The organism is Flagellimonas sp. HMM57, assembly GCF_021390175.1.
Lineage (GTDB): Bacteria > Bacteroidota > Bacteroidia > Flavobacteriales > Flavobacteriaceae > Flagellimonas.
Map to the genome: position 1 here is coordinate 391,596 of NZ_CP090004.1, position 25,634 is coordinate 417,229.

The 25,634-nt window shown below is 38.2% G+C and carries 27 protein-coding genes; 10 read left to right on the forward strand and 17 right to left on the reverse strand.

The features are described 5' to 3' along the window. Nucleotide 1 precedes the first annotated feature (1 nt). Nucleotides 2-643: a carotenoid biosynthesis protein gene (locus LV716_RS01740; RefSeq protein WP_163419642.1), complete on the forward strand. Its 642-nt coding sequence runs from the start codon at nt 2-4 to the stop codon at nt 641-643. Here the strand turns inward: LV716_RS01740 and LV716_RS01745 are convergent. The 7 genes from LV716_RS01745 to LV716_RS01775 form a co-directional block, all read right to left on the reverse strand. Further along, a complete protein-coding gene (locus LV716_RS01745) occupies nt 626-1,339 on the reverse strand; it encodes a DUF3291 domain-containing protein (protein ID WP_163419641.1) in 714 nt (237 codons plus the stop codon). The genes LV716_RS01740 and LV716_RS01745 overlap by 18 nt on opposite strands. Next, on the reverse strand, nt 1,340-1,900 hold the full coding sequence (locus LV716_RS01750) for a TlpA disulfide reductase family protein (RefSeq protein WP_163419640.1): 561 nt from the start codon (nt 1,898-1,900) through the stop codon (nt 1,340-1,342). A 4-nt stretch (nt 1,901-1,904) separates the two neighbouring features. After that, nucleotides 1,905-2,465 (reverse strand): TlpA disulfide reductase family protein, encoded by a 561-nt coding sequence (locus tag LV716_RS01755; protein WP_163419639.1) that lies wholly within the window; start codon nt 2,463-2,465, stop codon nt 1,905-1,907. 76 nt (nt 2,466-2,541) lie between these two features. Further along, nucleotides 2,542-4,812, reverse strand: coding sequence for an aconitate hydratase (locus LV716_RS01760; RefSeq protein ID WP_163419638.1), 2,271 nt, complete (start codon nt 4,810-4,812; stop codon nt 2,542-2,544). 100 nt (nt 4,813-4,912) lie between these two features. Beyond that, on the reverse strand, nt 4,913-5,866 hold the full coding sequence (locus LV716_RS01765; protein WP_163419637.1) for a MoxR family ATPase: 954 nt from the start codon (nt 5,864-5,866) through the stop codon (nt 4,913-4,915). A gap of 4 nt (nt 5,867-5,870) precedes the next feature. Then, nucleotides 5,871-7,283 carry a peptidylprolyl isomerase gene (locus tag LV716_RS01770; RefSeq protein WP_233759209.1) on the reverse strand — a complete coding sequence of 471 codons (1,413 nt, stop codon included), beginning with the start codon at nt 7,281-7,283 and terminating at the stop codon, nt 5,871-5,873. Then, nucleotides 7,270-8,199: a peptidyl-prolyl cis-trans isomerase gene (locus tag LV716_RS01775; protein WP_233759210.1), complete on the reverse strand. Its 930-nt coding sequence runs from the start codon at nt 8,197-8,199 to the stop codon at nt 7,270-7,272. Before LV716_RS01775 ends, LV716_RS01770 begins: the two co-directional genes overlap by 14 nt. A gap of 64 nt (nt 8,200-8,263) precedes the next feature. Between LV716_RS01775 and LV716_RS01780 the strand changes: the two genes are divergently transcribed. The 6 genes from LV716_RS01780 to LV716_RS01805 all read left to right on the forward strand — a co-directional run bounded on the left by LV716_RS01780 (nt 8,264) and on the right by LV716_RS01805 (nt 14,407). Then, nucleotides 8,264-8,716 carry an SRPBCC family protein gene (locus LV716_RS01780; RefSeq protein WP_163419635.1) on the forward strand — a complete coding sequence of 151 codons (453 nt, stop codon included), beginning with the start codon at nt 8,264-8,266 and terminating at the stop codon, nt 8,714-8,716. 17 nt (nt 8,717-8,733) lie between these two features. Continuing rightward, on the forward strand, nt 8,734-8,979 hold the full coding sequence (locus LV716_RS01785; protein WP_163419769.1) for a hypothetical protein: 246 nt from the start codon (nt 8,734-8,736) through the stop codon (nt 8,977-8,979). Between the two features lie 10 nt (nt 8,980-8,989). Next, nucleotides 8,990-10,132, forward strand: a complete 1,143-nt coding sequence (locus LV716_RS01790; protein ID WP_163419634.1) for a serine hydrolase — start codon at nt 8,990-8,992, stop codon at nt 10,130-10,132. Between the two features lie 130 nt (nt 10,133-10,262). Continuing rightward, nucleotides 10,263-12,626 carry a DUF2339 domain-containing protein gene (locus tag LV716_RS01795; RefSeq protein WP_163419633.1) on the forward strand — a complete coding sequence of 788 codons (2,364 nt, stop codon included), beginning with the start codon at nt 10,263-10,265 and terminating at the stop codon, nt 12,624-12,626. After that, a complete protein-coding gene (locus LV716_RS01800) occupies nt 12,610-13,836 on the forward strand; it encodes a DUF3999 family protein (RefSeq protein ID WP_163419632.1) in 1,227 nt (408 codons plus the stop codon). The genes LV716_RS01795 and LV716_RS01800 overlap by 17 nt, the downstream gene beginning before the upstream one ends. Nucleotides 13,837-13,972: 136 nt before the next feature. Further along, nucleotides 13,973-14,407, forward strand: coding sequence for a BLUF domain-containing protein (locus LV716_RS01805; RefSeq protein ID WP_163419631.1), 435 nt, complete (start codon nt 13,973-13,975; stop codon nt 14,405-14,407). Nucleotides 14,408-14,489: 82 nt separating this feature from the next. On the opposite strand, the gene LV716_RS01810 is transcribed toward LV716_RS01805, so the two are convergent. Further along, nucleotides 14,490-15,008, reverse strand: a complete 519-nt coding sequence (locus tag LV716_RS01810) for a fasciclin domain-containing protein (protein ID WP_163419630.1) — start codon at nt 15,006-15,008, stop codon at nt 14,490-14,492. A gap of 118 nt (nt 15,009-15,126) precedes the next feature. On the opposite strand from LV716_RS01810, the gene LV716_RS01815 reads away from it, so the two are divergent. Both LV716_RS01815 and LV716_RS01820 read left to right on the forward strand, forming a co-directional pair. Continuing rightward, nucleotides 15,127-15,690, forward strand: a complete 564-nt coding sequence (locus tag LV716_RS01815) for an RNA polymerase sigma factor (protein WP_163419629.1) — start codon at nt 15,127-15,129, stop codon at nt 15,688-15,690. Continuing rightward, complete coding sequence (locus LV716_RS01820; RefSeq protein WP_163419628.1) at nt 15,687-16,442, forward strand: anti-sigma factor domain-containing protein; 756 nt, start codon at nt 15,687-15,689, stop codon at nt 16,440-16,442. The genes LV716_RS01815 and LV716_RS01820 overlap by 4 nt, the downstream gene beginning before the upstream one ends. Before the next feature lie 14 nt (nt 16,443-16,456). Here the strand turns inward: LV716_RS01820 and LV716_RS01825 are convergent, their stop codons facing one another. From LV716_RS01825 to rimO, 3 genes are all read right to left on the reverse strand, one after another. Next, entirely contained in the window at nt 16,457-18,079 is a 1,623-nt protein-coding gene (locus LV716_RS01825; protein WP_163419627.1) for a Gfo/Idh/MocA family protein, read from the reverse strand. 4 nt (nt 18,080-18,083) lie between these two features. Beyond that, a complete protein-coding gene (locus tag LV716_RS01830; protein ID WP_163419626.1) occupies nt 18,084-18,563 on the reverse strand; it encodes a DoxX family protein in 480 nt (159 codons plus the stop codon). Nucleotides 18,564-18,653: 90 nt separating this feature from the next. Further along, on the reverse strand, nt 18,654-19,961 hold the full coding sequence (rimO, locus tag LV716_RS01835; protein WP_163419625.1) for a 30S ribosomal protein S12 methylthiotransferase RimO: 1,308 nt from the start codon (nt 19,959-19,961) through the stop codon (nt 18,654-18,656). Nucleotides 19,962-20,087: 126 nt separating this feature from the next. Between rimO and LV716_RS01840 the strand changes: the two genes are divergently transcribed. Then, nucleotides 20,088-21,179 (forward strand): serine hydrolase, encoded by a 1,092-nt coding sequence (locus LV716_RS01840; RefSeq protein ID WP_163419624.1) that lies wholly within the window; start codon nt 20,088-20,090, stop codon nt 21,177-21,179. Between the two features lie 124 nt (nt 21,180-21,303). Here the strand turns inward: LV716_RS01840 and LV716_RS01845 are convergent, their stop codons facing one another. From LV716_RS01845 to rpmB, 6 genes are all read right to left on the reverse strand, one after another. After that, complete coding sequence (locus tag LV716_RS01845) at nt 21,304-23,001, reverse strand: amidase family protein (RefSeq protein WP_163419622.1); 1,698 nt, start codon at nt 22,999-23,001, stop codon at nt 21,304-21,306. Beyond that, on the reverse strand, nt 22,968-23,834 hold the full coding sequence (locus LV716_RS01850) for a DUF2911 domain-containing protein (RefSeq protein WP_163419620.1): 867 nt from the start codon (nt 23,832-23,834) through the stop codon (nt 22,968-22,970). The genes LV716_RS01845 and LV716_RS01850 overlap by 34 nt, the downstream gene beginning before the upstream one ends. A gap of 1 nt (nt 23,835) precedes the next feature. Next, nucleotides 23,836-24,792, reverse strand: a complete 957-nt coding sequence (gene ftsY, locus LV716_RS01855; protein ID WP_163419618.1) for a signal recognition particle-docking protein FtsY — start codon at nt 24,790-24,792, stop codon at nt 23,836-23,838. 182 nt (nt 24,793-24,974) lie between these two features. Next, complete coding sequence (locus LV716_RS01860; RefSeq protein ID WP_097047502.1) at nt 24,975-25,127, reverse strand: DUF4295 domain-containing protein; 153 nt, start codon at nt 25,125-25,127, stop codon at nt 24,975-24,977. Between the two features lie 10 nt (nt 25,128-25,137). Continuing rightward, entirely contained in the window at nt 25,138-25,320 is a 183-nt protein-coding gene (gene rpmG / locus LV716_RS01865; RefSeq protein ID WP_031444791.1) for a 50S ribosomal protein L33, read from the reverse strand. Between the two features lie 27 nt (nt 25,321-25,347). After that, nucleotides 25,348-25,575 (reverse strand): 50S ribosomal protein L28, encoded by a 228-nt coding sequence (rpmB, locus tag LV716_RS01870; RefSeq protein WP_163419616.1) that lies wholly within the window; start codon nt 25,573-25,575, stop codon nt 25,348-25,350. Nucleotides 25,576-25,634 lie beyond the last annotated feature (59 nt).

Here is a 25,634-nt window from a genome sequence, read left to right on the forward strand (position 1 = left end):
TATGAGGTTTTTATCAACATATAAGCTTTGGATAGCCATAGGATTGATATGGCTCTTCCATGTATCGGGGGTTATCGGAATCAATATAGGGCATCAAGATTGGTTTTTGACGAAAACCCCATTAAATCTATTGATCTGCCTGGTACTTTTCATCTGGTTGTTTCCTATAAATTCCAAGAGAAAAATAGCAGCTACACTTTTGTTTTTCTTCATGGGTATGTTTTCTGAATGGCTTGGCGTTAATTATAGCTTACTCTTTGGGGAGTATGCCTATGGTTCTAATTTTGGGCCTAAATTAGATGGCGTTCCTTTTCTTATCGGTTGCTTATGGGCGTTACTGGCATTTATTACAGCTTCTATGGTAGAAGTATTTAAAATACCAAGATGGGTAAAGCTTGTAGTATCAGCGTCGTTAATGGTTACTCTCGATTTTTTGATGGAACAAAGCGCACCAAGTTTCGATTTTTGGAACTTTGAAGGACATGTACCTATAAAAAACTATGTCACCTGGTTTATACTTGGCTTTATAATGCATTTAGTCATTTGGAAGTATAAAATGTACGGAAACACTGTTTTGTCCTATAATCTATACGCAGCGCAGTTTCTATTCTTTGGCTTTTTCTATCTATTTCCCATTGCTTAGGCTTGGTAAAGGATTTTTTCCTCCCCAAGTCCCAATAGAGCGGTAGGGCTGAAACCTAGAAAATAATTCTTCTTTATACCATTTCAATTCCCTGGTATGCCCAATAGCTTTTACATGTGCCCTACTCTGATACGCAAAACTGTCAAGAGCAGCTTTACTTTTCCAAACACTGAATGTTGCCATTTGTTTTATGGGAACTTCACCGAAGCCTTTTGTATAAATAAGACCTTCGTTCGTGAGCAGCTGTTCTTGGGAAACAGGAACATATTTCCAAAATGTATATAGTAATTTGGTTTTAATCGTAGCCCTTGTAATGGCAACTATGAATGGGTTATTTTCATCTATTTCTTCATTTTTCTTGAACGGATTTGAGCCAGACCACTCCCCTCTACTTATCAAGTTTTTTAAATACAGGCACCAATGTTCCTTGGAATGCGAGCGATACTTTTCCACTAGAGATGATGTTTCAAAAAAATGATTTGCACAATCTTCGCTCTCCCAAATCTGCAGTAATGCATACGTACTCCAATCGGGTAATGGATTGAACCCTTCTTTACCACTCCCCCATAATTTATAGAATTGAAGCCCATTTATATTTTTAAGATAAGAATGTGCAAACTGCATCATTAAAAAAGCCCAAAATTTGGTGCCAAGACTGGTGTATTTAAAAATGGTTATGGTAGTAACTTGAGCCATCTATTCCAATAAAAGTTTATCCAATAGATTTCTAACATTCTCTGAGTTCCAATTGGCTACACCATTCTCGGCAACTACTATTTTACCGGATTTATCAATTATGTATGTTGTTGGTATACTCTTGTGGGACAGTAACGAAGGAGTATTGGTCTTTTCAAAAAACACAGGTAATTCATATTCTTTTTTATTCAATAAGCTGACCACTTTATCCCGATCATCACTGGCTATAAATGCAAAAACAACTTTATCATGGTAATCCGTATGTAGCTTAACCAAACTTGGAAGCTCCGCAATACACGGAGGACACCAAGTTGCCCAAAAATTCAAGAGTACTACCTCTCCTTTTTTTTCTTCAAAATTTAGAGTATCTCCATTCAAACCTATAAGATTCCAATCATAATCAACAAGCTTTTGTTGTTCTTCATTGGACACAATATCAGGGCTTCCAGCAAAAATCTTGCCCACAAAAACGCGCAGATGAAAACCAACGGGCGTAAATAGCATTAAAGCAATAACCAAAATCCATACGATATTACTGACTTGATTTTTTGAAAGCTTCATGGAGCTATTCAGCTATTAATTTATCCAACAGGCCAAACACTGTACTGGTATCCCAGTCAGCTATTTTTTCCTTATAGACTACAATGTTTCCAGATTTGTCTATTAAGTAGGAAGAGGGAACAACATCCGGATTTATGGGCATCTTTTCACCAATAATCAAATAGGTAACAGGAAAGGTGAATTCGTGCTTTTCCATAAATGCTTCAACTGGAGGTCTGTTCTCATTGGTGATGATATAAAAATCCATTTTATCCTTATAGGAATCGTACATATTTTGAATACTGGCAAGCTCAGCTTCACTAGGTAATTTCCATGAGGCCCATAGGTTGATAAAAACTACATTTCCCCTAGATTTCTCAAAGTTGAAAAAATTCCAATCTGCATCTTTTAGCTTCCAATCGTAATCCGCTATTTTTTCCCTGTTTCCCTCTTCAATAACTGGTGGAGAAAATGAAAATACCTTGTTAAGAAGAATCTTTCCATAATGGCCCATTGGAGTAACAAAGAATGAAAGTATAAAAAGGATGACTACGATATTTATGATAGTCTTTTTACTGATTTTCATTTCACAAAGGATTTTGTTAAAACTAAAAAACTCCTGATACATATCAGGAGTTTTTTCAAATTATCGCTTAGCTAAATTATGCATTCTCTTTTTTAATAACATTTAATGCAGAGCCTTCTTTAAACCAGTTAATCTGTGCATCATTGTACGTATGATTTGCAATTATCGTGTCCGTACTGCCATCACTGTGGACAACCTCTATGGTCAAAGGCCGATCGGGTGCAAAGCTTTCGATATCCACAAAATTAAAGGTATCATCTTCTTGGATAAGATCATAATCATTTTCATTGGTGAATGTAAGACCGAGCATCCCCTGTTTTTTCAGGTTGGTCTCATGGATTCTGGCAAATGATTTCACCAATACTGCAGCAACACCCAAATGTCTTGGTTGCATAGCGGCGTGCTCTCTTGAAGAACCTTCTCCATAGTTATGATCACCAACTACGATGGTCTTAATACCTTCTTTTTTGTAATCACGCTGAGTATCCGGCACTGCTCCGTACTCTCCGCTCAACTGATTTTTTACAAAATTGGTTTGTTTGTTGTATGCGTTTACAGCTCCAATCAAGGTGTTGTTGGCAATATTATCCAAATGTCCTCTGTAGCGCAACCAAGGACCTGCCATAGAAATATGATCGGTAGTACATTTACCAAATGCCTTGATCAGCAATTTGACGCCTTGCAATTGTTCCGGTTGTATAGGTACAAACTGATCTAGTAGTTGCAATCTTTCTGAAATAGGAGAGACGACAACCTGAACACCGCTACCATCTTCCATTGGAGCTACATAACCAGCATCTTCAACAGCAAATCCTTCAGGTGGCAGCTCGTAGCCTCTTGGTTCGTCCAAAAGTACTTCTTCGCCATCCTCATTGATCAATTTATCGGTCATTGGATTAAAATCCAATCTCCCAGAAATTGCAATTGCAGTAACCAGCTCGGGTGAACCTACAAAGGCAAGTGTGTTTGGATTACCATCGGCTCGTTTCGCAAAGTTTCTATTGAACGAGTGCACAATCGTATTGCGGGGGCCATCGGCAGCTTTGTCGCCATAGCGGTCCCACATACCTATACACGGACCACAGGCATTTGCAAATACCGTAGCACCTACACTATCAAAAGTATCTATGAACCCATCACGGTCAATCGTGTAGCGTACTTGTTCAGAACCCGGGGTTATGGTAAACTCCGACTTCATCTTTAATTTTTTATCTGCAACTTGTTTAGCCAAAGAGGCAGCTCTGGAAATATCCTCATAAGAAGAATTGGTACAAGAACCGATAAGGCCTACTTCAACATTTAAGGGCCAATCATTTTTCTTGGCAGCTTCACTCATTTCTGATATGGGTGTTGCCAAATCTGGAGTAAAAGGCCCATTTAAATGTGGCTCAAGTGTATTCAAGTCAATTTCGATAACTTGGTCAAAATATTTCTCAGGATTTTCATAAGCATCGGCATCAGCTGTTAGGTGTTCCTTAACTTCTAAGGCAGCATCGGCTACATCCACTCTATCCGTTGCTCTTAAATAACGGTCCATGGATTCATCGTAACCGAAAGTAGATGTTGTTGCACCTACCTCGGCACCCATATTACAAATAGTACCTTTTCCTGTGCAGGACATAGATACCGCACCCTCTCCAAAATATTCAATAATTGCTCCCGTTCCTCCTTTGACCGTTAGAATATCGGCAACTTTTAAAATCACATCTTTTGGGGCTGTCCAACCGGATAGTTTTCCAGTCAATTTTACCCCAATCAATTTGGGGAATTTTAATTCCCATGCCATTCCGGCCATAACATCAACCGCATCGGCGCCTCCTACTCCAATGGCAACCATTCCCAAACCTCCCGCATTTACCGTGTGGGAATCGGTTCCTATCATCATTCCTCCGGGAAATGCATAGTTTTCCAAAACAACTTGATGGATAATCCCAGCACCGGGTTTCCAAAAACCTATTCCGTATTTATTTGAAACGGATTCCAAAAAGTCAAAAACTTCGTTACTGGTCTCGTTTGCTCTTTTTAAATCCGTTTTTGCATCGACCTTAGCTTGGATTAAATGGTCACAGTGCACCGTAGTTGGAACTGCTACTTTTGGTTTACCGGCATGCATGAACTGTAGTAATGCCATTTGGGCCGTTGCATCTTGACATGCTACTCTATCTGGGGCAAAATCAACGTAGTCTTTACCCCTGGTAAATTTTTCGCTGGGTGTTCCTTCCCACAAGTGCGAATACAATATTTTTTCTGCAAGGGTCAGCGGTCTGCCTACTAGTTCACGGGCTTTTTCTATTCGCTCTCCCATAGAAGCATACGCTTCTTTAATCATATCAATGTCAAACGCCATTCTACAATTGGATTTTAAGATTTTGTAATTTCGTAAATTTAGTGAAATACCTACGATTTAGGAATTAGAATCTACTAAATATGCAGGGGAAGTTTTTAATTTATAACAATTCTGAAATAATATTTTCTTCAGAAATGCCTTCCGCTTCTGCCTTATAATTTTTTAGGATTCTGTGACGTAATATACCCATGGCGACAGCTTTCACATCCTCAATATCTGGTGAAAACTTTCCGTGTACAGCGGCATTTGCCTTTGCGCCAAGAATTAAGTTTTGCGAGGCTCTTGGTCCCGCTCCCCAATCTATATAGGTATTGACGAACTCTGATGCCCCATCTAATCCGGGTCTTGTCTTGTTTACCAATCGCACAGCATAATCGATAACATTGTCCGGTACCGGAATCCTTCGTACTAAATGCTGAACTGCAATAATCTCTTCAGCATTGAACAAGGTGTTGATGTTTGCGGTTTCATCGGTCGTAGTGGATTTTACAACATCTATCTCTTCTTCGATTGAAGGGTATTTTAGTTCTATCGCAAACATAAAACGGTCCAACTGTGCTTCTGGCAGTGGATAGGTACCCTCTTGTTCAATTGGGTTTTGTGTTGCCAAGACAAAGTAGGGCATATCCAATTTATATTGTTGGCCCGCTATTGTTACCGCTCGCTCTTGCATGGCTTCCAGCAGTGCAGCTTGGGTTTTGGGCGGAGTTCTATTGATTTCATCAGCCAGAATGATATTGCCAAATACAGGTCCCTTAATAAATTTAAAGTTTCTGTTTTGGTCAAGGACCTCACTTCCCAAAATATCACTGGGCATTAAGTCCGGAGTAAATTGTATCCTTTTGAAATCCAATCCCAAGGTTTGGGCAATTGTATTGACCATTAACGTCTTGGCCAGACCGGGAACACCTATTAAAAGTGAATGTCCTCCCGTGTATATAGACAACAAGATTTGCTCGATTACATGCTCTTGGCCTATTATAATCTTGGCAATCTCATTTTTTAAGGCTTGATGTTTTTTGACAAGGTTCTCAACCGCTGTTACGTCTGACATGCATTTACTCCTTTACCCAATTGTTTGCAAAATTACAATCTTTGTTTCCGTCGTTTACGTGAATGTAGGTATCTTCAATATGATCTTCCATCCACTCTTTGATTGCTTCAAACTGTTTTTCCCTAAGGGCCAATTCCTGAATTTTTAGATAGTCTTTTGCAAAATCGGCTTCGTGCTCATCAAAACGATTGGAGATTTTCATAATCTTAAACTTTGGTGGACCTCCCCTTTGGTCATTTTCGCGTAAGGGCCTAGAAATTTCTTCATCTTTTAGATTTCGGACTTGGTTATAAAGTTCGGGGTCCATTTTGGTAAGTTCAAAACGTGAATCAAAGTTAATCGGGTTACGCAATAGACCTCCATCAAATTTTGTTTCCTTTTCGTCCGAAAAATTCAACGCCGCTTCGGCGAAAGAATACTTCCCATCTATAACATGCTGTCGAATCGTATCAAGTTCTTTTACCGCCTTGTCTATCTCAGATTGGGGAATTTCGGGGATCATGAGGATATGGCGTAAGTCCAGTTCCTGACCTCTTATTTTTTCGATGTAAATGATGTGATATCCAAACGTTGTTTCAAAAGGTTCTGAAATCTCTCCTTCTTGCAAGCTAAACGCAACATCCTTAAATTCCTTTACAAAACCTGTTTCCCGTGTCATGGTATAAAACCCGCCCTTGGATTTAGAACCTGGATCTTGGGAATAAAGGATTGCCTTGGTGCTAAAACGTGAATCGTTGTCTTCAACGTCTTGCTTTATCTGGTTTAATCGGTCTATAACCTTTTGCTTTTCTGATTCGGGCGCCTCAGGTTGCTTGACGATCTGGGCAATTTCCAATTCAGCTCCAAAAACTGGCCTTTGATCTTCTGGAATCTTTTTGAAAAACTGTCGCACTTCTTCCGGGGTCACTTCTATTTCCTCTACAATCTTTCCTTGCATTTTCTCTGAAAGCATACGAAGTTTATTGATTTCGAAAAGCTCCGCTCTAAAGCTTTCGATATCGGTTTTGTTGTAAAACTTCAAAACTTTGGCCATGGAACCTACTTGCGCGACCAACTGCTGAATTTGTCTATCGCTCTGCGCATTCACTTGATCATCAGAAACGAGCAAACTGTCCTGTACGGCCTGGTGTGCATATAGACGGTCTTCCATTAATTTTCCCAACAAACTACATTTTGTGATGTCCTGGGTGGATGCTCCTTGACTTTTTAAATCGATAAGTGTTTTTTCGATATCGGAATCAAGAATAACATAATCGCCAATAACCGCAGCAATACCATCTAATTTTATTTTTTTGGTGTTGCTGGTGCTATCTGTTTTTACTACTACCGCTTCATCTGCAGTTTCTTCTTGCGCGCTCAAGAGTCCGCATACCGCAAAAAATAGTACGGCCAATACTTTATTGTTAATTTTTTCCATAAACTTCAAATTCATTTTTCTGTATTGCTTCATCAAGGATTTCCGTTTCTAGCTTTCGAACGTAATCCAATCTTCTTCTATTGATAATCAATTGTCTTATATCTGGTGCAACGTATTCAAAAGGAGCGGTATCGTTGATTTCCAATACATCTTTCACACTTCCCAAATATACTTCTAAGGAATCCTGTATTTCAAAAAATTGTGATTTTTTTAGATAGTCTTCTTCATTGAGCGATGTTAACGGCGGAATTTCCTCAATAACCCTGGATGCACTTACCCAAATAGAATCGTTAAAATGGATTTTTTTGAACTGTACCGCTACAGAATCCAAATAGCGTTTATCCTTCTGCTTCCAATCCTTCATGCTTTTAATTACATCGTCCTTGTGTAAAAACTGGGCAGGTAGGCCTACAAATCTAAGTTGCACCAGTCTTTCGTTAAGCTTGAAGTTTTCTTTCTCTTTTTCATAGTACTGCCTCAATTGATCGGTCGTTATTGCAGTATCTTGAGCTTGCAATACCAATGCCTCAATATATGCCCTTGTGTATAAATCTGCTCGATAGTCATCTACAAGGCGGTCAAATTCGCTTAATTTTTCTTCAGGTAAGTTGATTTTGGATTTTGACAACAACAATTGTTTTGAGGCCCAATTGTTAATGTAGTTGCTCACAAACAGGGCACTATCTTGTTCGGACATATCATCATTGATCAAAGAAGCAATGTCTTCTCCATACAAAAAAGCATCTCCGACCCTGGCCAAGGGTTCTTTTTCTTCTTTGTCCTTAAAAAGTGAATTACATGATGATAAGAACAGTAGTCCTATAACAAAAAGGCAAGCAATCCTATTTCTGCGTAGAAAGAGCATTCCGCAAAAATAACAATAACTTAAAGTCCCGCAAGAAGGTTTTGTTCTCATTAACAGATTTTTAGTAGACAAGACAATTTATATATTTTCTTACATTAGTAAAAAACCTTCCAAAATGAAGTATACTTCTGAAATAACGGTCAACTTACATCGCGAAGCGTTCTTGGAAAAATTGAACAATCCAGAAGATATGAAGCATTGGCAAAGGGACTTTATCGGTTACGAACGGCTTTCAGAAAAACCTGGGGAAGAAGGTGCCCAAATGAGCATACATTATGAAATGGGAAAACGGAAGTTCAAAATGATAGAGACCATTATCAAGAACAATCTTCCCGAAGAACTCCATTCCATATACGATACCAAAGGTGTGCAAAACATACAAAAAAATTACTTCAAGGAAATAGGTCGAAAAACCAAATGGATATCGGAAAATGAATTTATTTTTTCTGGTTTTGGCATGAAATTGATAGGTTTGTTCATGCCCAGAGCTTTCAAAAAGCAATCCAAACAATATATGGAAGATTTTAAGGCGTTTGCAGAAAACAATATGTCGGTACTTGATTTTTAATTGATATGGAAAAAGCTTTGGATAGAAAAATAAAATTGATTTGGGATTTTCGTGGCCCTAGTGCACTGAAAATTGCAGAACACCACGAAAAACATTTAAGTGAATTCGTGGCCCTAGAAAAACTAAAACTAAATATTACTGGTCACCAACAGTTTAATGAAATGCACAGCATAGCCTATCTGGTAGTGGAAGAAATCGAAATGAAAAAGGTACGTGATGCCTTAAAACCACACCGAGGAGAAATCTATCTTGAAAGCAACTAAACCAACCAACATGCCAAAAAAATACCTTGTACCTATATTGCTGATTCTAGCACTAACAGGACTTTCCTGTTCTAATAACCCGAAGCAAAATGCCTTGGAAAAAGTACTGTCCACGGATAATGCACTAATAAAAAAGGTTATGGACAGCTTGGATCAATATGAAGTCCAGATACGCTACACCCAAATAGACAGAAGGAACGATAGTGTTCTTTTTACCGATTTCGACTTTCAAGTCGATAAGGAACATTACTTCTATCCCGCAAGTACCGTTAAATTTCCTGCAGCAGTAGCCGCTTTGGAAAAAATCAACGAGATAGACTCTCTTACCGTCTCTACCCGATTCTATATTGAGGGAGATTCCACAGAAACTACTTTTGCAGAAGCTATTTCACAAATTTTTGCTGTTTCCGATAACGCGGCAAACAACCGCTTGATAGAGTTTTTGGGCCAAAATGCATTAAATAAGCGTATAGAATCCAAAGGAGTGGCACCAATTCGAATAGCCCATCGCCTATCCACATCAAATGCAGACGATGTTACTACGAAGCCCTTGGTTACTTATTTGAACGATTCTACGACCACGACAAGTAAACGCATCATCAACACGGCTCCAAAACCGTTAGAACTTTATAAAATTGAAAAAGGAACTGGATTTTATAGTGAAGATTCATTGCATACGGGCGCTTTTGATTTCTCCTTAAAAAATTACTACCCTATCGAAGCCCAGCATGCTTTGCTAAAACGAATTATTTTTCCTGAGCATTTCCCAGAGGAACAACGCTTTACTATTAGCAAAATTCAGCATGAACTGCTACTAAAAGCTATGCATACACTACCAAAAGATTTAGGATACAACACGGAAGCGTATTATGACAGTTATGTTAAATTTCTTATGTTTGGTGATTCTGAAGAACCAATTCCAGACCATATAAGAATTTACAACAAGGTTGGGTATGCCTACGGAACTTTAACCGATTGCGCATATATCAAAGATATAAAGAACAACATCGATTTTATGATTACAGCAACAATCTTGGTAAACAAAGATGGTGTTTTTAACGATAACGTATACGAATACGATGAAATTGGAATACCATTTTTAGCTGAATTAGGACGACAGATTTATGCTCTAGAACTAGAACGAAAAAGGTAGTTTTTAAACAAATACCCTTAAAACGGGGTGTTTTCGTACTAAAAAACCCCACTATCTTTCCAACAAATAAAGGTTACCACCGTTTTTATTAACCAATAAAGATGGTGGAAACCAACTTAATTAACCAAATATGGCCGAAAACCAAGAAAAAATAGACAAGCTTCTAGAAAGGTTGGAACTATTGTTAAAAAAGCAGCAGAACTTTAACATAGAGATTAACGAACTGCGAAAAGACATTCAAACCCTTAAGAATGTTCAAGTTCAGGATAGCATTGAAAAAGATACTGTTGATGCACTTGAAAAAAACACTCAAGAAATTGAGCAACCTACCAAACAAGCTGAACCAGTAACTACGGAAAGTACAACAAGCTTAGTCGAAAAAGAGTCTGCATATCAACAAATAACACCACCCAAAACTGTACCGCCCAAAAAGGGAAAATCCAATTTGGAAAAGTTTATTGGGGAAAACCTTATCAATAAAATTGGTATACTTATTACGGTCATTGGGGTTATTATAGGTGCTAAATATTCCATTGACAATAATTTGATAAGTCCGCTTACCCGAATCGTACTTGGGTATCTTGTCGGTTTGGGATTGATTGGCTTTGGTATTAAGCTAAAGTCAAAGTATGAAAACTATAGCGCTGTTCTGGTTAGTGGCGCTCTAGCAGTACTCTACTTTATAACGTTTACGGCTTATGATTTTTATGCGCTCTTTCCCCAGACTTTAGCTTTTGTTCTAATGCTAGTGTTTACCGCATTTGGTGTGGTTGCAGCGCTCAATTACAATAAGCAGGTGATTGCCCATATTGGCCTTGTAGGTGCTTATGCAGTGCCATTTTTATTAGGTGATGGCTCTGGTAGTGCATCTGTGCTTTTTGGATATATGGTCATCATCAATATTGGAATTGTAATCATCGCTTTCAAAAAATATTGGAAACCGCTCTATTATGCTGCTTTTTGCTTTTCGTGGCTTATCTATCTTTTTTGGATTATTGCCTCTTATGAAAAGGAAACCGAGTTCGCATTGGCATTGATAGTAGCAAGTATATTCTTTGCAATTTTCTATGCCACTTTCCTTGCTTACAAATTAATACGTGCAGAAAAATTTAAGGCATCGAACGTTATAATGCTCTTGTTCAACTCCTTCATATTTTATGGTTTTGGATGTGGATTACTGGCACAAAATGATACTGGAGCTCAACTTTTGGGTGTTTTCACTTTATGTAATGCATTGGTTCATTTTGGTATCAGTGTATTGATATTCAAGAAAAAATTGGTAGACCGGAATTTGTTCTATCTCATATCTGGCCTTGTGCTAACTTTTATTACCATTGCCATACCGGTACAATTGGACGGTAACTGGGTCACACTTTTATGGATGTTGGAAGCCTCGCTACTGTTTTGGATAGGTCGTACCAAAAATGTCCCTGTCTACGAACACTTGTCATACCCATTGATGATTTTAGGGTTTTTTAGTCTTACCCAAGATTGGACACTAAGCTATTTTGATAGCTGGTTTGGGGAAGAAAAAGTAGTTTTAAAATCAATATTGAACATCACTTTTTTAACATCTATAATAACCTCTTTATCCTTTGGTTTTATCAATTGGATAAACGGTAAATATCAAATTAAAAAGAAAACAGTTCTATCCACAATAATGTCGATAGGAATTCCAGCGCTTCTCATTATCACTTTGTACTTCTCGTTCTATTTGGAAATCGTCTATTATTGGGAGCAGTTATACAAAGGTTCAAAAATTGAAATACTAAAAGAAAACCTTAGCTACGATCAGTTCAATTATAGTTTACGCGATATTAGTTCGGTCTGGATTTTTAATTATTCGCTACTATTCCTGAGTGCCTTAGCTGTTGTAAATATTCAAAAGCTGAAAAGCAAAGTTCTGGGCATTATAACGCTCATTCTGTCTATTTTGGCTGGTTTTTCTTTTTTGACCGGCGGGCTGTATGTACTAAGCGAGCTAAGGGAAGGCTACTTGGACCAAACTTTGGCAGAATATTATGATATCACTTCGTATGCTATTTGGATCAGGTATATTGCAATCGCCTTTTTCACAGTTTTATTGATAGCCATCAATAAATTGATCAGAAAGCCCTTTATGGGCATAAATTTCAAGATTCCATTAGAAATCCTTACACATATATCCATACTTTGGATTGCGAGCAGTGAGTTGCTCAATTGGATGGATATTGCAGGGTCCGACCAATCTTATAAATTAGGGCTTAGTATTCTTTGGGGGCTGTATTCTTTGTTATTGATAATACTTGGTATCTGGAAAAAGAAAAAATACCTGCGCATTGTAGCCATAGTTCTTTTTGGCATAACGCTCTTAAAACTTTTCTTCTACGATATTGCATCGCTCAATACCATTTCCAAAACTATAGTATTCGTATCCCTTGGTGTACTATTATTGATTATCTCTTTTCTTTACAACAAATACAAAAACATTATCACAGATGAGGACGAGAAATAAATTTTATGGTCTTTTATTGATTCTTTCCTGTAATTCAATTATCGGTCAATTACAAGAGTATGAAGCTAAAATAGCGTTAGAAGGAATAGCGGACCAATGGCACGCTATTACGTTACCTCATACAGTTTTTGATAAAGTAAAACAGGATATGTTCGACATGCGTATCTATGGTGTAACCGCTACTGATACTTTGGAAGCACCTTACATTCTCAAGACTTTACAAGGAGAAAGCATTAAAAATAATATTGACTTTAAACTGCTGAATACCACTAAGGACAGTAACGGATATTACTACACTTTTGAAGTCCCTACTACGGAAGTAATCAATCACATAAAGCTTAATCTTAAAAATAAAAATTTTGATGCAAAATTAATTCTGGAAGGAAGCCAAGACCAAAACAATTGGTTCACAATTTTGGAAGATTATCGTATCCTTTCCATAAAGAACTCTCAGACAAACTATAGCTTTACTGAACTGGACTTCCCCAATTCAAAATATTTATATTACCGCGTTTTTATACAAAGTGATGTAAACCCTAATTTAGATTCCGCCAGCATTGCTATGAACAATACTGTAAAGGCTACCTATGAGGAATACCAAATGAAAGGGTTTAGAACGGTTCCCGTAGAAAAAGAAACCTATATTGATATTTACCTAAAACAACGTGTTCCGATCAGTTTTCTAAAAATAAACGTAAAGGACACTTTTGATTATTACCGTCCAATAACCATTAAGTATGTTACAGATAGCGTAGAGACCGAAAAAGGCTGGAATTATTATTACAGAAATCTTGCTTCGGGAACTCTAACCTCCATAGAGAAAAATGAATTTAAGTTTCCGAGCACATTGGCAAAAAGATTACGGGTAGAAATTCAGAATCATGACAATCAACCTTTGAATATAGGATTTATTGAAGCGAAAGGGTATTCCCATGAACTTGTTGCCCGTTTTACCGAACCAGCAGACTATTTTCTAGCGTATGGTAATGCTGATGCAAAAAAACCTTTATACGATATTTCACTAACCAGAAGCAATATCCCTAAAAACCTATCCAAATTAACCATTGGACCAGAACAATTGATTCCAAAAACCGAAAAACCGCAAGTGCAACCCTTATTCGAAAATAAATGGTGGCTGTGGGGCATCATGATTCTTGTTGTTTTGTTATTGGGTGGATTTACCTTAAAAATGATGCAGAAAAAAGTATAGCATAAGAGTCTTGGTAAACGTATTCAAATAGTAAGAAAATCAAATATTGTTTTAGTATTGATTTAACATACAAAATCATATCTCCAAATAATAATTCTCAAATTTTGTAGTTATTATCCTACATAATCTAAGTGCTATGAAGTGCGTCCTATATATAAGCAAAGCCCTAGAACCATTTACAAACGAAGAATTGAAACAACTCTCGACTGTTTCGACTGGTAATAATCAAAAAAGAGGCATTACAGGTTACCTATATTACGAGAACATGCGTTTTTTACAATATATGGAAGGAAAAGAGCATATGATAGACCAAATGGTCGATAAAATAGCCCATGACAAAAGACATGAACTTTTAGCCTTAATAGAAAGACAGGGGCTGACCCAGAGGCGCTTCCCAGAATGGGGAATGAAAAATATTGCTGATCTAATGTTTACAAACAGTGCCATAGAAACCACAATTATCCAGACTATGTCCATTTTCGGTGAGAACCATTTAAGTATTTCCGAGAGAACACAAAACGAACTGTTCAGCCTTATGGACGATTTATCGTCGGTTTCCTTAAAAACATAGGTACAACATATTAAAACCCATAAGATGAGTAACGAAAAAAGCACTGCCTAGGCAGTGCTTTTCACCGATAAAACAAGTAAACTTAGTTGGGCATTACAACATCCTCGATGATGTGAATCACACCATTGGAAGCCATAACATCCGTCTTAGTTATTTTACTGTAGTTTCCACCAGCATCCTTTAGATAAATTCCACCGTCTTTTTTCATAGCAGTTATTTTCCCACCGTTTAACGTGGTAAGTTCAGCTTTCCCGTTTCCTTTATCCAAGGCTGCAACAACATCTGTAGCAGCTATTTTTCCAGATACTACATGATACGTTAAAATGGCGGACAGTTTTTCCTTGTTCTCGGGTTCCAATAGTGAGTTAAGCGTTTTTGCATCAATCTTTGCAAATCCAGAATTCACTGGGGCAAACACGGTAAAAGGTCCGTCACCTTTAAGAGCTCCAACCAAGTCTGTAGCTTTTAGGGCAGTAACTAAAGTTGAAAAGTCATCTACCGATACCGCGATATCCACAATGTCTTTAGATTCTTGGGCCTTAGTTTGCTGCACGAACAAAACCAATGCGAATGTTGAAAGGATAAAAATTAATTTTTTCATTTTTCTGTTTTTTAGATTTAAGTTTAATACTAATTTTTGGCGCGCTTTACATTTTCATATACACACAGTTTTCCCGCATGGATGAACCCAGTAGTTTTTTATCATATCTTTAACATCGATGAAAAAGCCCCATAGCGATCAAGAACTCATTGTAAACTTGTCCAACGGAGATAAAAATGCACTCTACTCCTTGTACGATAACTATAGCGGTGCATTGTATGGCGTTATTCTGCGTATCTGTAGAAACGAAATGCTTGCACAGGACGTATTACAGGAAACCTTCGTGAAAATTTGGAAAAATAGTAGTAGCTATGATTCGGAAAAGGGGAAATTTTATACTTGGGCTTACCGAATCGCAAGAAATACAGCATTGAATGCGTTAAGAAAGACGGACAACCTCATCCAAAACGAGGATTTAAGTGTACATACCAATAAAGCAATTGCCGAAACTGAACCTGACTATATGCAATTGAACGGTTCGATCAATACATTGGAGCCCCACCACAAGAAGGCAATCGATTTGGTTTATTTTAAGGGATATACCCATAAAGAAGCGCATGAAGAAATGGGAGTGCCATTGGGAACTTTTAAATCCTATATTAAACAGGCACTGAAACAATTACGAAAAACCTACACCAAAGAATTGGTATGGATTTATTTTATTTTTGAAATGATAGCATGATGGAAAAGGATAAAATATTGGAAGAAGGACTTTTAGAGCAATATTTGACTGGTGAGCTTTCAAAAGAAGATACTTTATTAGTAGAAAATATCTTGAAAAAAGATAGTGAGCTAAAACAACACTTTCTTCAAATGCAAGATGACCTTGAGAAAATGGGTTTTGAAAATGCGGTTACCCCACCTTTCCAAGTAAAGCATGCGTTACAAAAACAATTAGAAGACCCTATAGCAAAAAAGACAAATTGGATGCCATTTATAGCGGCAGCAAGTTTAGCATTGGTTTTTATGCTCAGTGCGATTTGGTTATATACCAAATGGCAAAATGCCGAGGAAAATTTAGAATCCCTGCAAATTACAACAGCTGACCTTCAAAACCGACTGGACAATTTGGAGCAGAATTACTTACTCACATCAAACCGCTTAGAAACGATCAATAATCCAAATGTTATTCCTTTGGTACTTTACGGCAATAACATTGCGCCTAATTCCAAGGCAGTTGCCTATGTAAATCATAAAAGTAAATTGGTCATGATAAATCCACAGGGGTTGCCTAAACTTCCAGCGGACAAAACCTACCAAATGTGGAGTGATGTGGATGGTGAAATGATCAATATGGGGCTTGTTCCCACGGACAAAGAATTGGTCACCCTAAAATATATTGATAGTGCTGAATCCTTGAACATTACCATCGAACCTGCTGGCGGTAACGACCATCCTACGGTAGAACAACTTGTGTCCAACGTATTGTTATAACCAGTTATTGAAACTTATAATTGTTCCGTAGTAACTGGTAGTATTTCAGGTTCCCCACTGGAAAGTAATACTTCATCAAAATCAACTCCCGCAATAGGCTTTATAACTTCTTTTTCAGCATCCCATGCTATTTTTCTTCCCAGTTTCCAGGATAGACCCGCCATATGAGCAGCGATAGCTTCTTCAAAGCCCTCTTTGATCCCACAACTCACATTTCCATCGTTTTTGATGGCACTTAACCATTCGCGCATATGCAAAAACGTAGAATCGACTCTTTCGCCATTGATATAAGTCCACATAAGCCCTTTGTCCGCAAAGTATTGCGAGGTAGCTGAGGATATTGCATCAGGTACGTTGGCCCCGGGATTATATTGGTAAATGGGTATGTGGGGCAGCATCTTTTCAGCCTCCAACATCTCGGCATACCGTGTTGAGGCCATATCCGGCCATACAGTAAGGGTATTTCCCAGTTCCATGGTTGCATCATGCCCCATCAAAATTGTGGGTCTACTAAATGCATTTCCTAAAGTAGCACTGTAGCAAAACGTCATTCCCTTTTCTTTTCCCTGGGCTTGACTACTTCCGGTACTGAATTCGGGAAATTCCATATTTACCTGTAATACATCGGGAACATCGCGTCCATCATTATGGGTATATATTCCTCCTGATGCAGATACCGAATGTGGGATGCCCATGTTGAGCACACAGTTCAACCGATCATAATCATGGGTCAATAAATCCCCTGAAAGGCCAGACCCATAGGCCCACCACTTACGCCATCTAAAAAAATGGTTTTTATTGAAAGGAATTTTTGGTGCAGATCCCAGAAATTGTTCCCAATCTATAGTATCGGGATTTGCTTTAGAGTGGATATCATAGTTCCATGCACCATTATCATCATTTCTATTGGTATTGGTCTGTATTAGGGAGACGTGCCCCAGAGTTCCTTTCTCAACAATGTCCTTAGCTGTTTTAAAACTAAGCGTTTGCCGATGCTGATGCCCCACTGCAAAAATTGCTTTTGATTGTTCTGCTGCCGTTCTTAAAGAATAGGTTTCATCAACGGTATGTGTCATTGGTTTTTCAACATAAACATGGATGTTGTTGTTCAACGCTTCAATAGATATAGGAGCATGCCAATGATCAGGAGTAGCAATGACGACTGCTTCTACCTCTCCACTATGAATCATTTCCTGATAAGTATCATACCGTTTCACTTTGTTCTCGGGAGTAGAAAAGGAACGTATCGCACGTTCTGCATTAACATCAAAAACATCGCACACCCCTACCAGCTTTACATTGAGTTTATCTTGATTTAAAAAATCTTCCAGAGCCTTATTTTTTGGGTCGATTTCAGCTTCTGCCTTCATCTCTTCCATCCATTCTTTTGTAGCAAATCCCAAAGACCTGCAGAGTTGCTCTCCCCTAATTCCAAAACCTATGATACCTACTTTGATAGGTTCACCTCCAATATTGGGTACCATAGGTGGTAAAGAAGGACTTATATTGAGTTGTTGCAAAATCTCTGATCTTCCTCTTCTATTATAAACCGTATTTGCCGCACCGGCCCACCAAACCGCTCCTAAAATGGGAAGCCCACCTAACCCTTTAAGCAAATCTCTTCTTGACCACTTCATAGCTTTACGTTTTTATAGGTTTTCTTTTGATAAAATAGTTAAGGCCAAAATAATGACCTGTCGGAAAGTTGTATATCAAAATACACGCAATCAGTTCAATAAGATTTTTGTTAACGAACCAATAGTTACCTTCGGTATTTAATTGGTCTAGCCACGGAAAAGGTGGGTGGGCCAAATAGTACAAGGCTAAAAGACCTATTGCTACAATCGCTCCTTTTTTCTCAAAAACCCCTAAAGTGAATGCAACCCCTACTATTATAAGAGCGGCCATGTTCAAAACATCCACCCAACCTATTACAGAGGGACTGATAAGTAATGAAAAAAAAGGTTTTAAAGGTCCTTGGGCAGAAGCTAGATAGCCAAAGGAAGTCCATTCAGGATTAAACAGTTTAATAACTCCTTCGTACAGAAAGTGCCAGCCAATGAAAACCCGAAGGAGCACAATACTAATGTTGACATTTCTGTCCTTAATACTATCGACCATTGTGTTAGGTTTTTTGATTCCGAAATTCGGTGAATCTAAAACTACAATGAACTGGTTTTTAAAACTATGACAATTGTCAATACAAGATAGCTATGAGGTGACAGGAACCGCATAAAGGTCAAAGTCCGCAGCTTCGGTAATTTTGACATTTACAAAGTCCCCTATCTTCACGTAATGCTGGGTTGCATCGATTAAAACTTCATTGTCAACATCTGGTGAATCAAACTCGGTCCTACCTACAAAATAGTTTCCTTCTTTACGGTCAATTAAACAACGAAAGTCTTTACCAATCTTTTCTTGGTTAAGTTCCCAAGAAATCTGTGATTGAATCTCCATAATCTCATTAGCCCGCTGCTGTTTTACTTCTTCAGGCACATCATCTTCCAAAGTATACGCATGGGTATTCTCTTCATGGCTATAGGTGAAGCATCCCAATCGCTCAAAACGCATATCCTTCACCCAATGCTTCAAGGTCTGAAAATCTTCTTCGGTCTCTCCAGGATATCCCACAATAAGCGTAGTTCGTATTGTCATTTCGGGAACGGCATTTCTAAAATCCTGTAAAAGCTTTGTCGTTTTTGCCTTGGTAGTTCCCCTACGCATACTTTTTAAGATAGGGTCTGCAATGTGTTGAAGCGGAATATCGATATAGTTACAAACCTTGGGCTCTTTTTTCATTACATCCAAGACATCCATAGGAAAACCCGTTGGAAAGGCATAGTGCAGTCGAATCCATTCAATACCATCTACTTGTACCAACGCTTGAAGCAATGTTGCCAGATTTCGCTTTTTGTATAGGTCCAGACCATAATACGTTAAATCCTGCGCTATTAAAATAAGTTCCTTAACTCCTTTTGCCGCTAATTTTTCTGCTTCAGATACCAATGCTTCAATCGGTTTGCTTTTATGTTTTCCACGCATTAATGGAATAGCGCAAAAAGAACAGGGTCTATCGCACCCTTCGGCAATTTTTAGATATGCATAGTTTTTGGGCGTGGTTGTTAATCGTTCCCCTATCAACTCGTGCTTATAATCAGCACCCAACGCCTTTAATAAATTGGGAAGGTCACTAGTTCCAAAATACTCATCCACATTTGGAATCTCTTTTTCCAGATCGGGCTTATACCGTTCGCTCAAACAACCGGTTACAAATACCTTATCAACATCACCCTCCTCTTTCTTTTGTACATACTCCAAAATAGTATTTACGCTTTCTTCTTTGGCATTTGCAATAAACCCACAGGTATTGATAACAACAACGTTCCCTTCCTCTTCATGAACCACTTCTTTATTATTGGCGCGCAACTGCCCCATGAGCACTTCAGAATCGTAGATGTTTTTGCTACATCCTAGCGTTACTACGTTTATTTTATTCTTCTTTAAAGATTTTGTCCGCATACCGTTGTAAAATGGAGTGCAAAAATACAACAAGACAAGGCATTACATCGATTTAGGTGCATATTTTTCAAGAACCAACGTTAAACCTATATAAGAATGCATGGTCTAAATCAAAAATCCCAAATCATGAAAAAATCATTACTTATATCCCTTCTTACCTCTTTTTTACTTTGGAATTGTTCCGATTCTTCTGGTAGCGGTGACGGGCAACTAGATGAGCGTGATATTGAAAATGTCTACTTCCCCCCTGAAAAATCCGTGGAATGGGAAACCGTTTCTGCCACAACTTTAGGTTGGAACAGCGATTCTGAACAGGATGTCCTTGATTTTTTAGAAGAAAACAAGACCAAGGCCTTTATCATCTTAAAGGATGGTCGAATCGTGATAGAAAAGTACTTTGGCGACCACACCCAAAATACAAGCTGGTATTGGGCATCGGCAGGTAAAACACTTACTGCATTCACGGTAGGAATCGCACAAGAAGAAGGGCTTTTGGGTATTGATAACAGAACTTCGGATTATTTGGGCGAAGGCTGGACGAGTCTTTCTTTAGAGGATGAAAACAGAATCACCATTTGGCATCAATTGACCATGACCAGTGGTCTGGATGATACAGATTTTGAATGTGTTACCCCAAATTGTCTTACCTATATTGAAGATGCCGGGAAAAGATGGGCCTATCACAATGGTCCCTATACATTGTTACAAAGTGTTGTTGCCAATGCCGCGGAAGAGGAATGGAAAGTGTATTTCAATGAAAAACTAAGGGATAAAATTGGGATGGATGGATTTTGGCTCCCTACCAATGACACCAACAATGTATTTTTTAGCACAGCTAGAAGTATGGCTCGTTTTGGTTTATTAAATCTAAACAATGGTACTTGGAACAACGAAACCATTCTTGGAGATGCGGATTACAGAACCGATATGAAGAATACCTCCCAAAATTTAAATAAATCCTATGGTTATCTATGGTGGTTGAACGGGAAACAAAGCTACCGAGCTCCAGTAGTACAAACAGAATTTCAAGGTGAACTTATTCCCAATGCACCTAGCGATATGTATACAGGTTTGGGAAAAGATGACCAAAAACTCTACATTGTTCCAAGCAAAGGTTTAGTTATTTTACGAATGGGTGAAGATGCTGGAGGAGATGTGCTCGGACCTTCCAGTTTTGATAATGAGCTTTGGGAAAAGCTAAATACTTACATAAACTAGATTATTGATAGCCATGAGACTATATTGACTTAGCGTTTAGTGGTCAGTGGTCAGTGGTCAGTGGTCAGTAAAAAATTAAAAAACATCTTACTACAAACACTGGTTTCATGCTCCAATACAAAAGTCAATCCATATAACCTTCTGGAATTTTCCGCACCTTGTTCAAGCTTTCAAAAGCTGCTCCCAATTCATACAATTTAGCTTCTTGAAACTGTTTTGCTATAAAGGTCAGACTAATCGGTTCTCCAGATTCTTTATAGCCCATAGGAACGGTCAACGCCGGATATTCCGCTGCTGCTGCAATCCCTGCATCGTAATTATTGATGGAAAGCACGGCGTCCAATTGATGTTTATCCATAGGATCATTTAAATACTTCCGACCAGCAGTCTTCAATCTATCTTTAATTTCCTTTAGTCCATCAGCGGATGTTGAGTCAGCTAAAATACCATCAAAACGAGCTTGTCCATAGGGTATCCTTATCAATGAATCCTGCAGATTGAATGCCACGGCATCTGCAACATTTTCAATCTTTACCGCATCTTTATCTTTAACCTGGGTTTTTAGATAAACAGGAAGGTCGTTTTTCATATCGATATTTAAAATCGAAAGAAACCCATCAAACGCTACTTCTATGGGTTCAAATTCAATAATGGTGGCACCAGCAGCCTTTAACTTTTCCATCGTAATTCTATAAATGGAATCTGTTTCGATGTAGTTTTTAATCGCTCCGAAACGCTTTCCTTTAAGTTCCAGATTTTCTGCCACGTACCATTGTTTATCCCAATCCGTTTGAACAGATTTGCTATCTTCATCATCATAGCCACGCATAGCATCCAAAAGAATACCATTATCAATAACGTTTTTGGTCATAGGTCCGGGAGTGTCCAAAGTGCTGGAAATTGGAACTATCCCAGTTCGGCTCAAAAATCCAATCGTAGGTTTCATCCCAACAACAGAATTTTGACTGGAAGGCGAGAGAATAGAACCCGAAGTTTCTGTACCCACAGCCGCTACGGCATAATTTGAAGCAATTGAAGTTCCACTTCCCGCACTGGAACCGCCAGTATCAAAAACCCTTCTACCATAGGGATTAAGGGTTTGCCCCCCTACCGCACTTTGTCCATTGGGGCAAACACCGCAAATAAAATTGGCCCATTCACTTAGATTCACCTTACCCAAAATCAATGCACCTTTTTCCTTAAGACGCTTTACAATAAATGCGTCATCTGTTTGGTTTTCCATCAAGGCAATGGCGCCAGCCGTGGTTTTCATATTTTGAGCACCGATATTATCTTTCAATAAAATGGGCATTCCATAGATGTTATGGTGTCCTTTTGAGTCTGCATCTAAATTCCGAGCTTCTTCAAGCACATTAGGGTTTAATGCAATCACAGTATTTAAGGTCGTACTATTATCCAACTCATATTTATAAATACGGTGTAGGTAAAAAAGTACCAATTGCTCATAGGTAAATTTACCTTCTGAGATATGTTGCTGAATCGAAGGGATATTCTGCTCTAAAATCAAAGGTTTTAAAGATTCGTATGTAGTAAAATCAAAAGCGGAAACTTCTTCATAAAGTGGTAAAAAGACATCGTTTTTATCCAATACTTTAGATTGTATAAACTTGTATCGCATTCGCTCCTTTTCATGCTCAGCATTGGCAGCAACTTCTGCTGAATCATTATAGGATTGCCACAATACAATCACTTCTTTTTCCTTGGATTCTTTAGCATGCTGTTTGCAACCGACAAATAGAATAGAGCCCGTAATTAAAAGTATATACGTTAGTCGTCGTGATCTTGAAGTAAGGTTTTCCATGTATTGATGTTCTTTTGGTTCATACGAACAAACTCGTCCTTGTCCTGCTTTTGAGCTAAAGCTAAGGATTTTTGTGCAGATGTTATTGCATCTTCATAGTCACCAAGTGCAGCTTCTACCAAACTTTTTACTCTGTGAAAATAATAGGTATCACCACCTAATTTCAAAGCCTGATTCAAATACTGCAAAGCACGAGGATATTCTATTTTTTGCTCTTGTAGATAGCGCGCAGCTTCGTAGTATGTTTGTGCCGTAGGATTTTCTGAAAGCTGTCTCGCTATTTCCATTTCCATCTGTGCGTGGGTATCTACAGTAAAGGGTATGATTACTTTGGTATTTGCCCAAATTAACCCCATCTGAATAGTACTATGGGTAATGGAATCAAAGACAATTAAAAAATTCTCTTGGTAATCTTGGATCTTCTGCGATTTGACAGTGATGCGAAACAAATCTTCTTCAGGGTCATAATTTTTACGACCATCTCCCCAATGTCCCGTATTTGTATGAAATGCTATTTGCCACTCATCTTCTTCTGGAAATGCATACAATGCATAAGTACCTTTGGGCAAATCATTTCCCAAAATGTTCATATCCGTATCCACGGTAATTTTTGTTGATGCATTGGCCCCTACCCGCCAGATACGGCCGTAAGGTACCAAACCACCAAAAATTTTACGCCCTCTAGTTGCTGGACGCGAATATTCCACTGAGATTTTGGAAAGACCGATTTCCTGTTCTATTGTAGCAAGTGGGCTGGCTTTAGGGTGTTTTATTTGTGCATAAGATGAAACGATAACTACTAAAAAAAAAGAATTTATCAGAACCTTCTTCATCTTAGATTTTAAAAAAAGAATCTACAAATTCATACTTATTGAAGACCTGTAAATCTTCAATGCCCTCACCCACACCAATATACTTTACAGGTATTTGAAACTGATCCGAAATACCGATTACAACCCCGCCTTTGGCCGTGCCATCCAATTTGGTTACCGCCAAACTACTAACTTCTGTGGCCTTGGTGAACTGTTTTGCCTGTTCAAAAGCATTTTGCCCTGTTGAACCATCCAATACCAGCAATACTTCGTGCGGAGCGTTGGGAACGACTTTTTGCATCACCCGTTTCACCTTAGAAAGTTCATTCATTAGATTGACTTTATTGTGCAATCTGCCCGCAGTATCGATTAAAACGATATCTGCATTATCCGCCACTGCAGAATTAAGTGTATCAAAAGCGACGGATGCAGGGTCACTGCCCATTTTTTGCTTGATAATGGGTACATCAACCCGTTTTGCCCAGACTTCCAACTGATCAATTGCCGCGGCTCTAAAGGTATCCCCTGCTCCCAATACCACTTTTAATCCTTGGTTTTTGAATTGGTTGGCCAGCTTTCCAATAGTCGTGGTCTTCCCCACGCCATTTACACCAACCACCATAATCACATAAGGTCTTTTGTCAGTTGGGACAACAAACTCGGTATCTTCACCAACATGCGTTTCTGAAAGTAGGCCTGCAATTTCCTCTCTAAGAATCGTATTGAGCTCATCGGTTCCTAAATATTTATCTTGAGAGACCCGCTTTTCTATACGTTCTATAATCTTTAGGGTAGTATCAACACCAACATCCGAAGTAATCAAAATCTCTTCGAGGTTATCCAAAACCTCGTCATCAACTTTGGATTTACCAGCTACTGCTTTGCTCAATTTGCCAAAAAAACTCGTTTTTGACTTTTCGAGTCCCTTATCAAGGGTTTCTTTTTTGTCTGAAGAAAAAATCTTTTTAAATAGGCTCATATACAATCAACATAAGCGTCAAAGATAGGAAAGTAAGGGGAGTTTTGTTAAAGCCATCCATGAGAGTTTACCATAAAATGAAACACTCAAATTTGGTTTTTAGATTGTCATTCTTTTTTTGAAAAGTCTAAAAACAAAAAAGCCGCTTAAAAAGCGGCTTAATATATCGTGATAGGGGTTGATTATTTTTTGTTCAACCAGTCGTTCACTAATTCTGGTGACATTACCGACTCCACAAAAGTATATGCTCCAGTTTTAGGAGATTTTACCATTTTGATGGCCTTTGTTAATCTTTTTGAACTACCCTGTAGTGTTGCTACCGTTTTCTTTGCCATGGCTCAATACTTATTTAATTTCTTTATGAACTGTCATACGCTTTAGGATAGGATTGAATTTTTTAATTTCCATCCTATCTGGCGTATTCTTCTTATTTTTCGTAGTAATGTAACGAGAAGTTCCTGGCATTCCAGATTCTTTGTGCTCTGTACACTCTAAAATAACTTGAATTCTATTCCCTTTCTTTGCCATTGTATCGTACTTAAAATATAATCTTTACTATTTTTTGGAATTCATTTCCTTCAAAACAGCTGAGATTCCTTTTTTATTGATAATTTTCAAACCTCTCGAAGAAACGTTCAAAGTGACCCAACGGTCTTCTTCGGGAATGTAAAATTTCTTTTTAGAAATATTTACATCGAATCTTCTCTTGGTTTTATTGATAGAAAAGGATACGTTGTTTCCAAACATCACCTTTTTTCCTGTAACTTCACAAATCTTAGACATCTCCCTAACTTTTGAGTGATTTTATTGAGGCTGCAAATTTATGGCATTTTAATGGGACG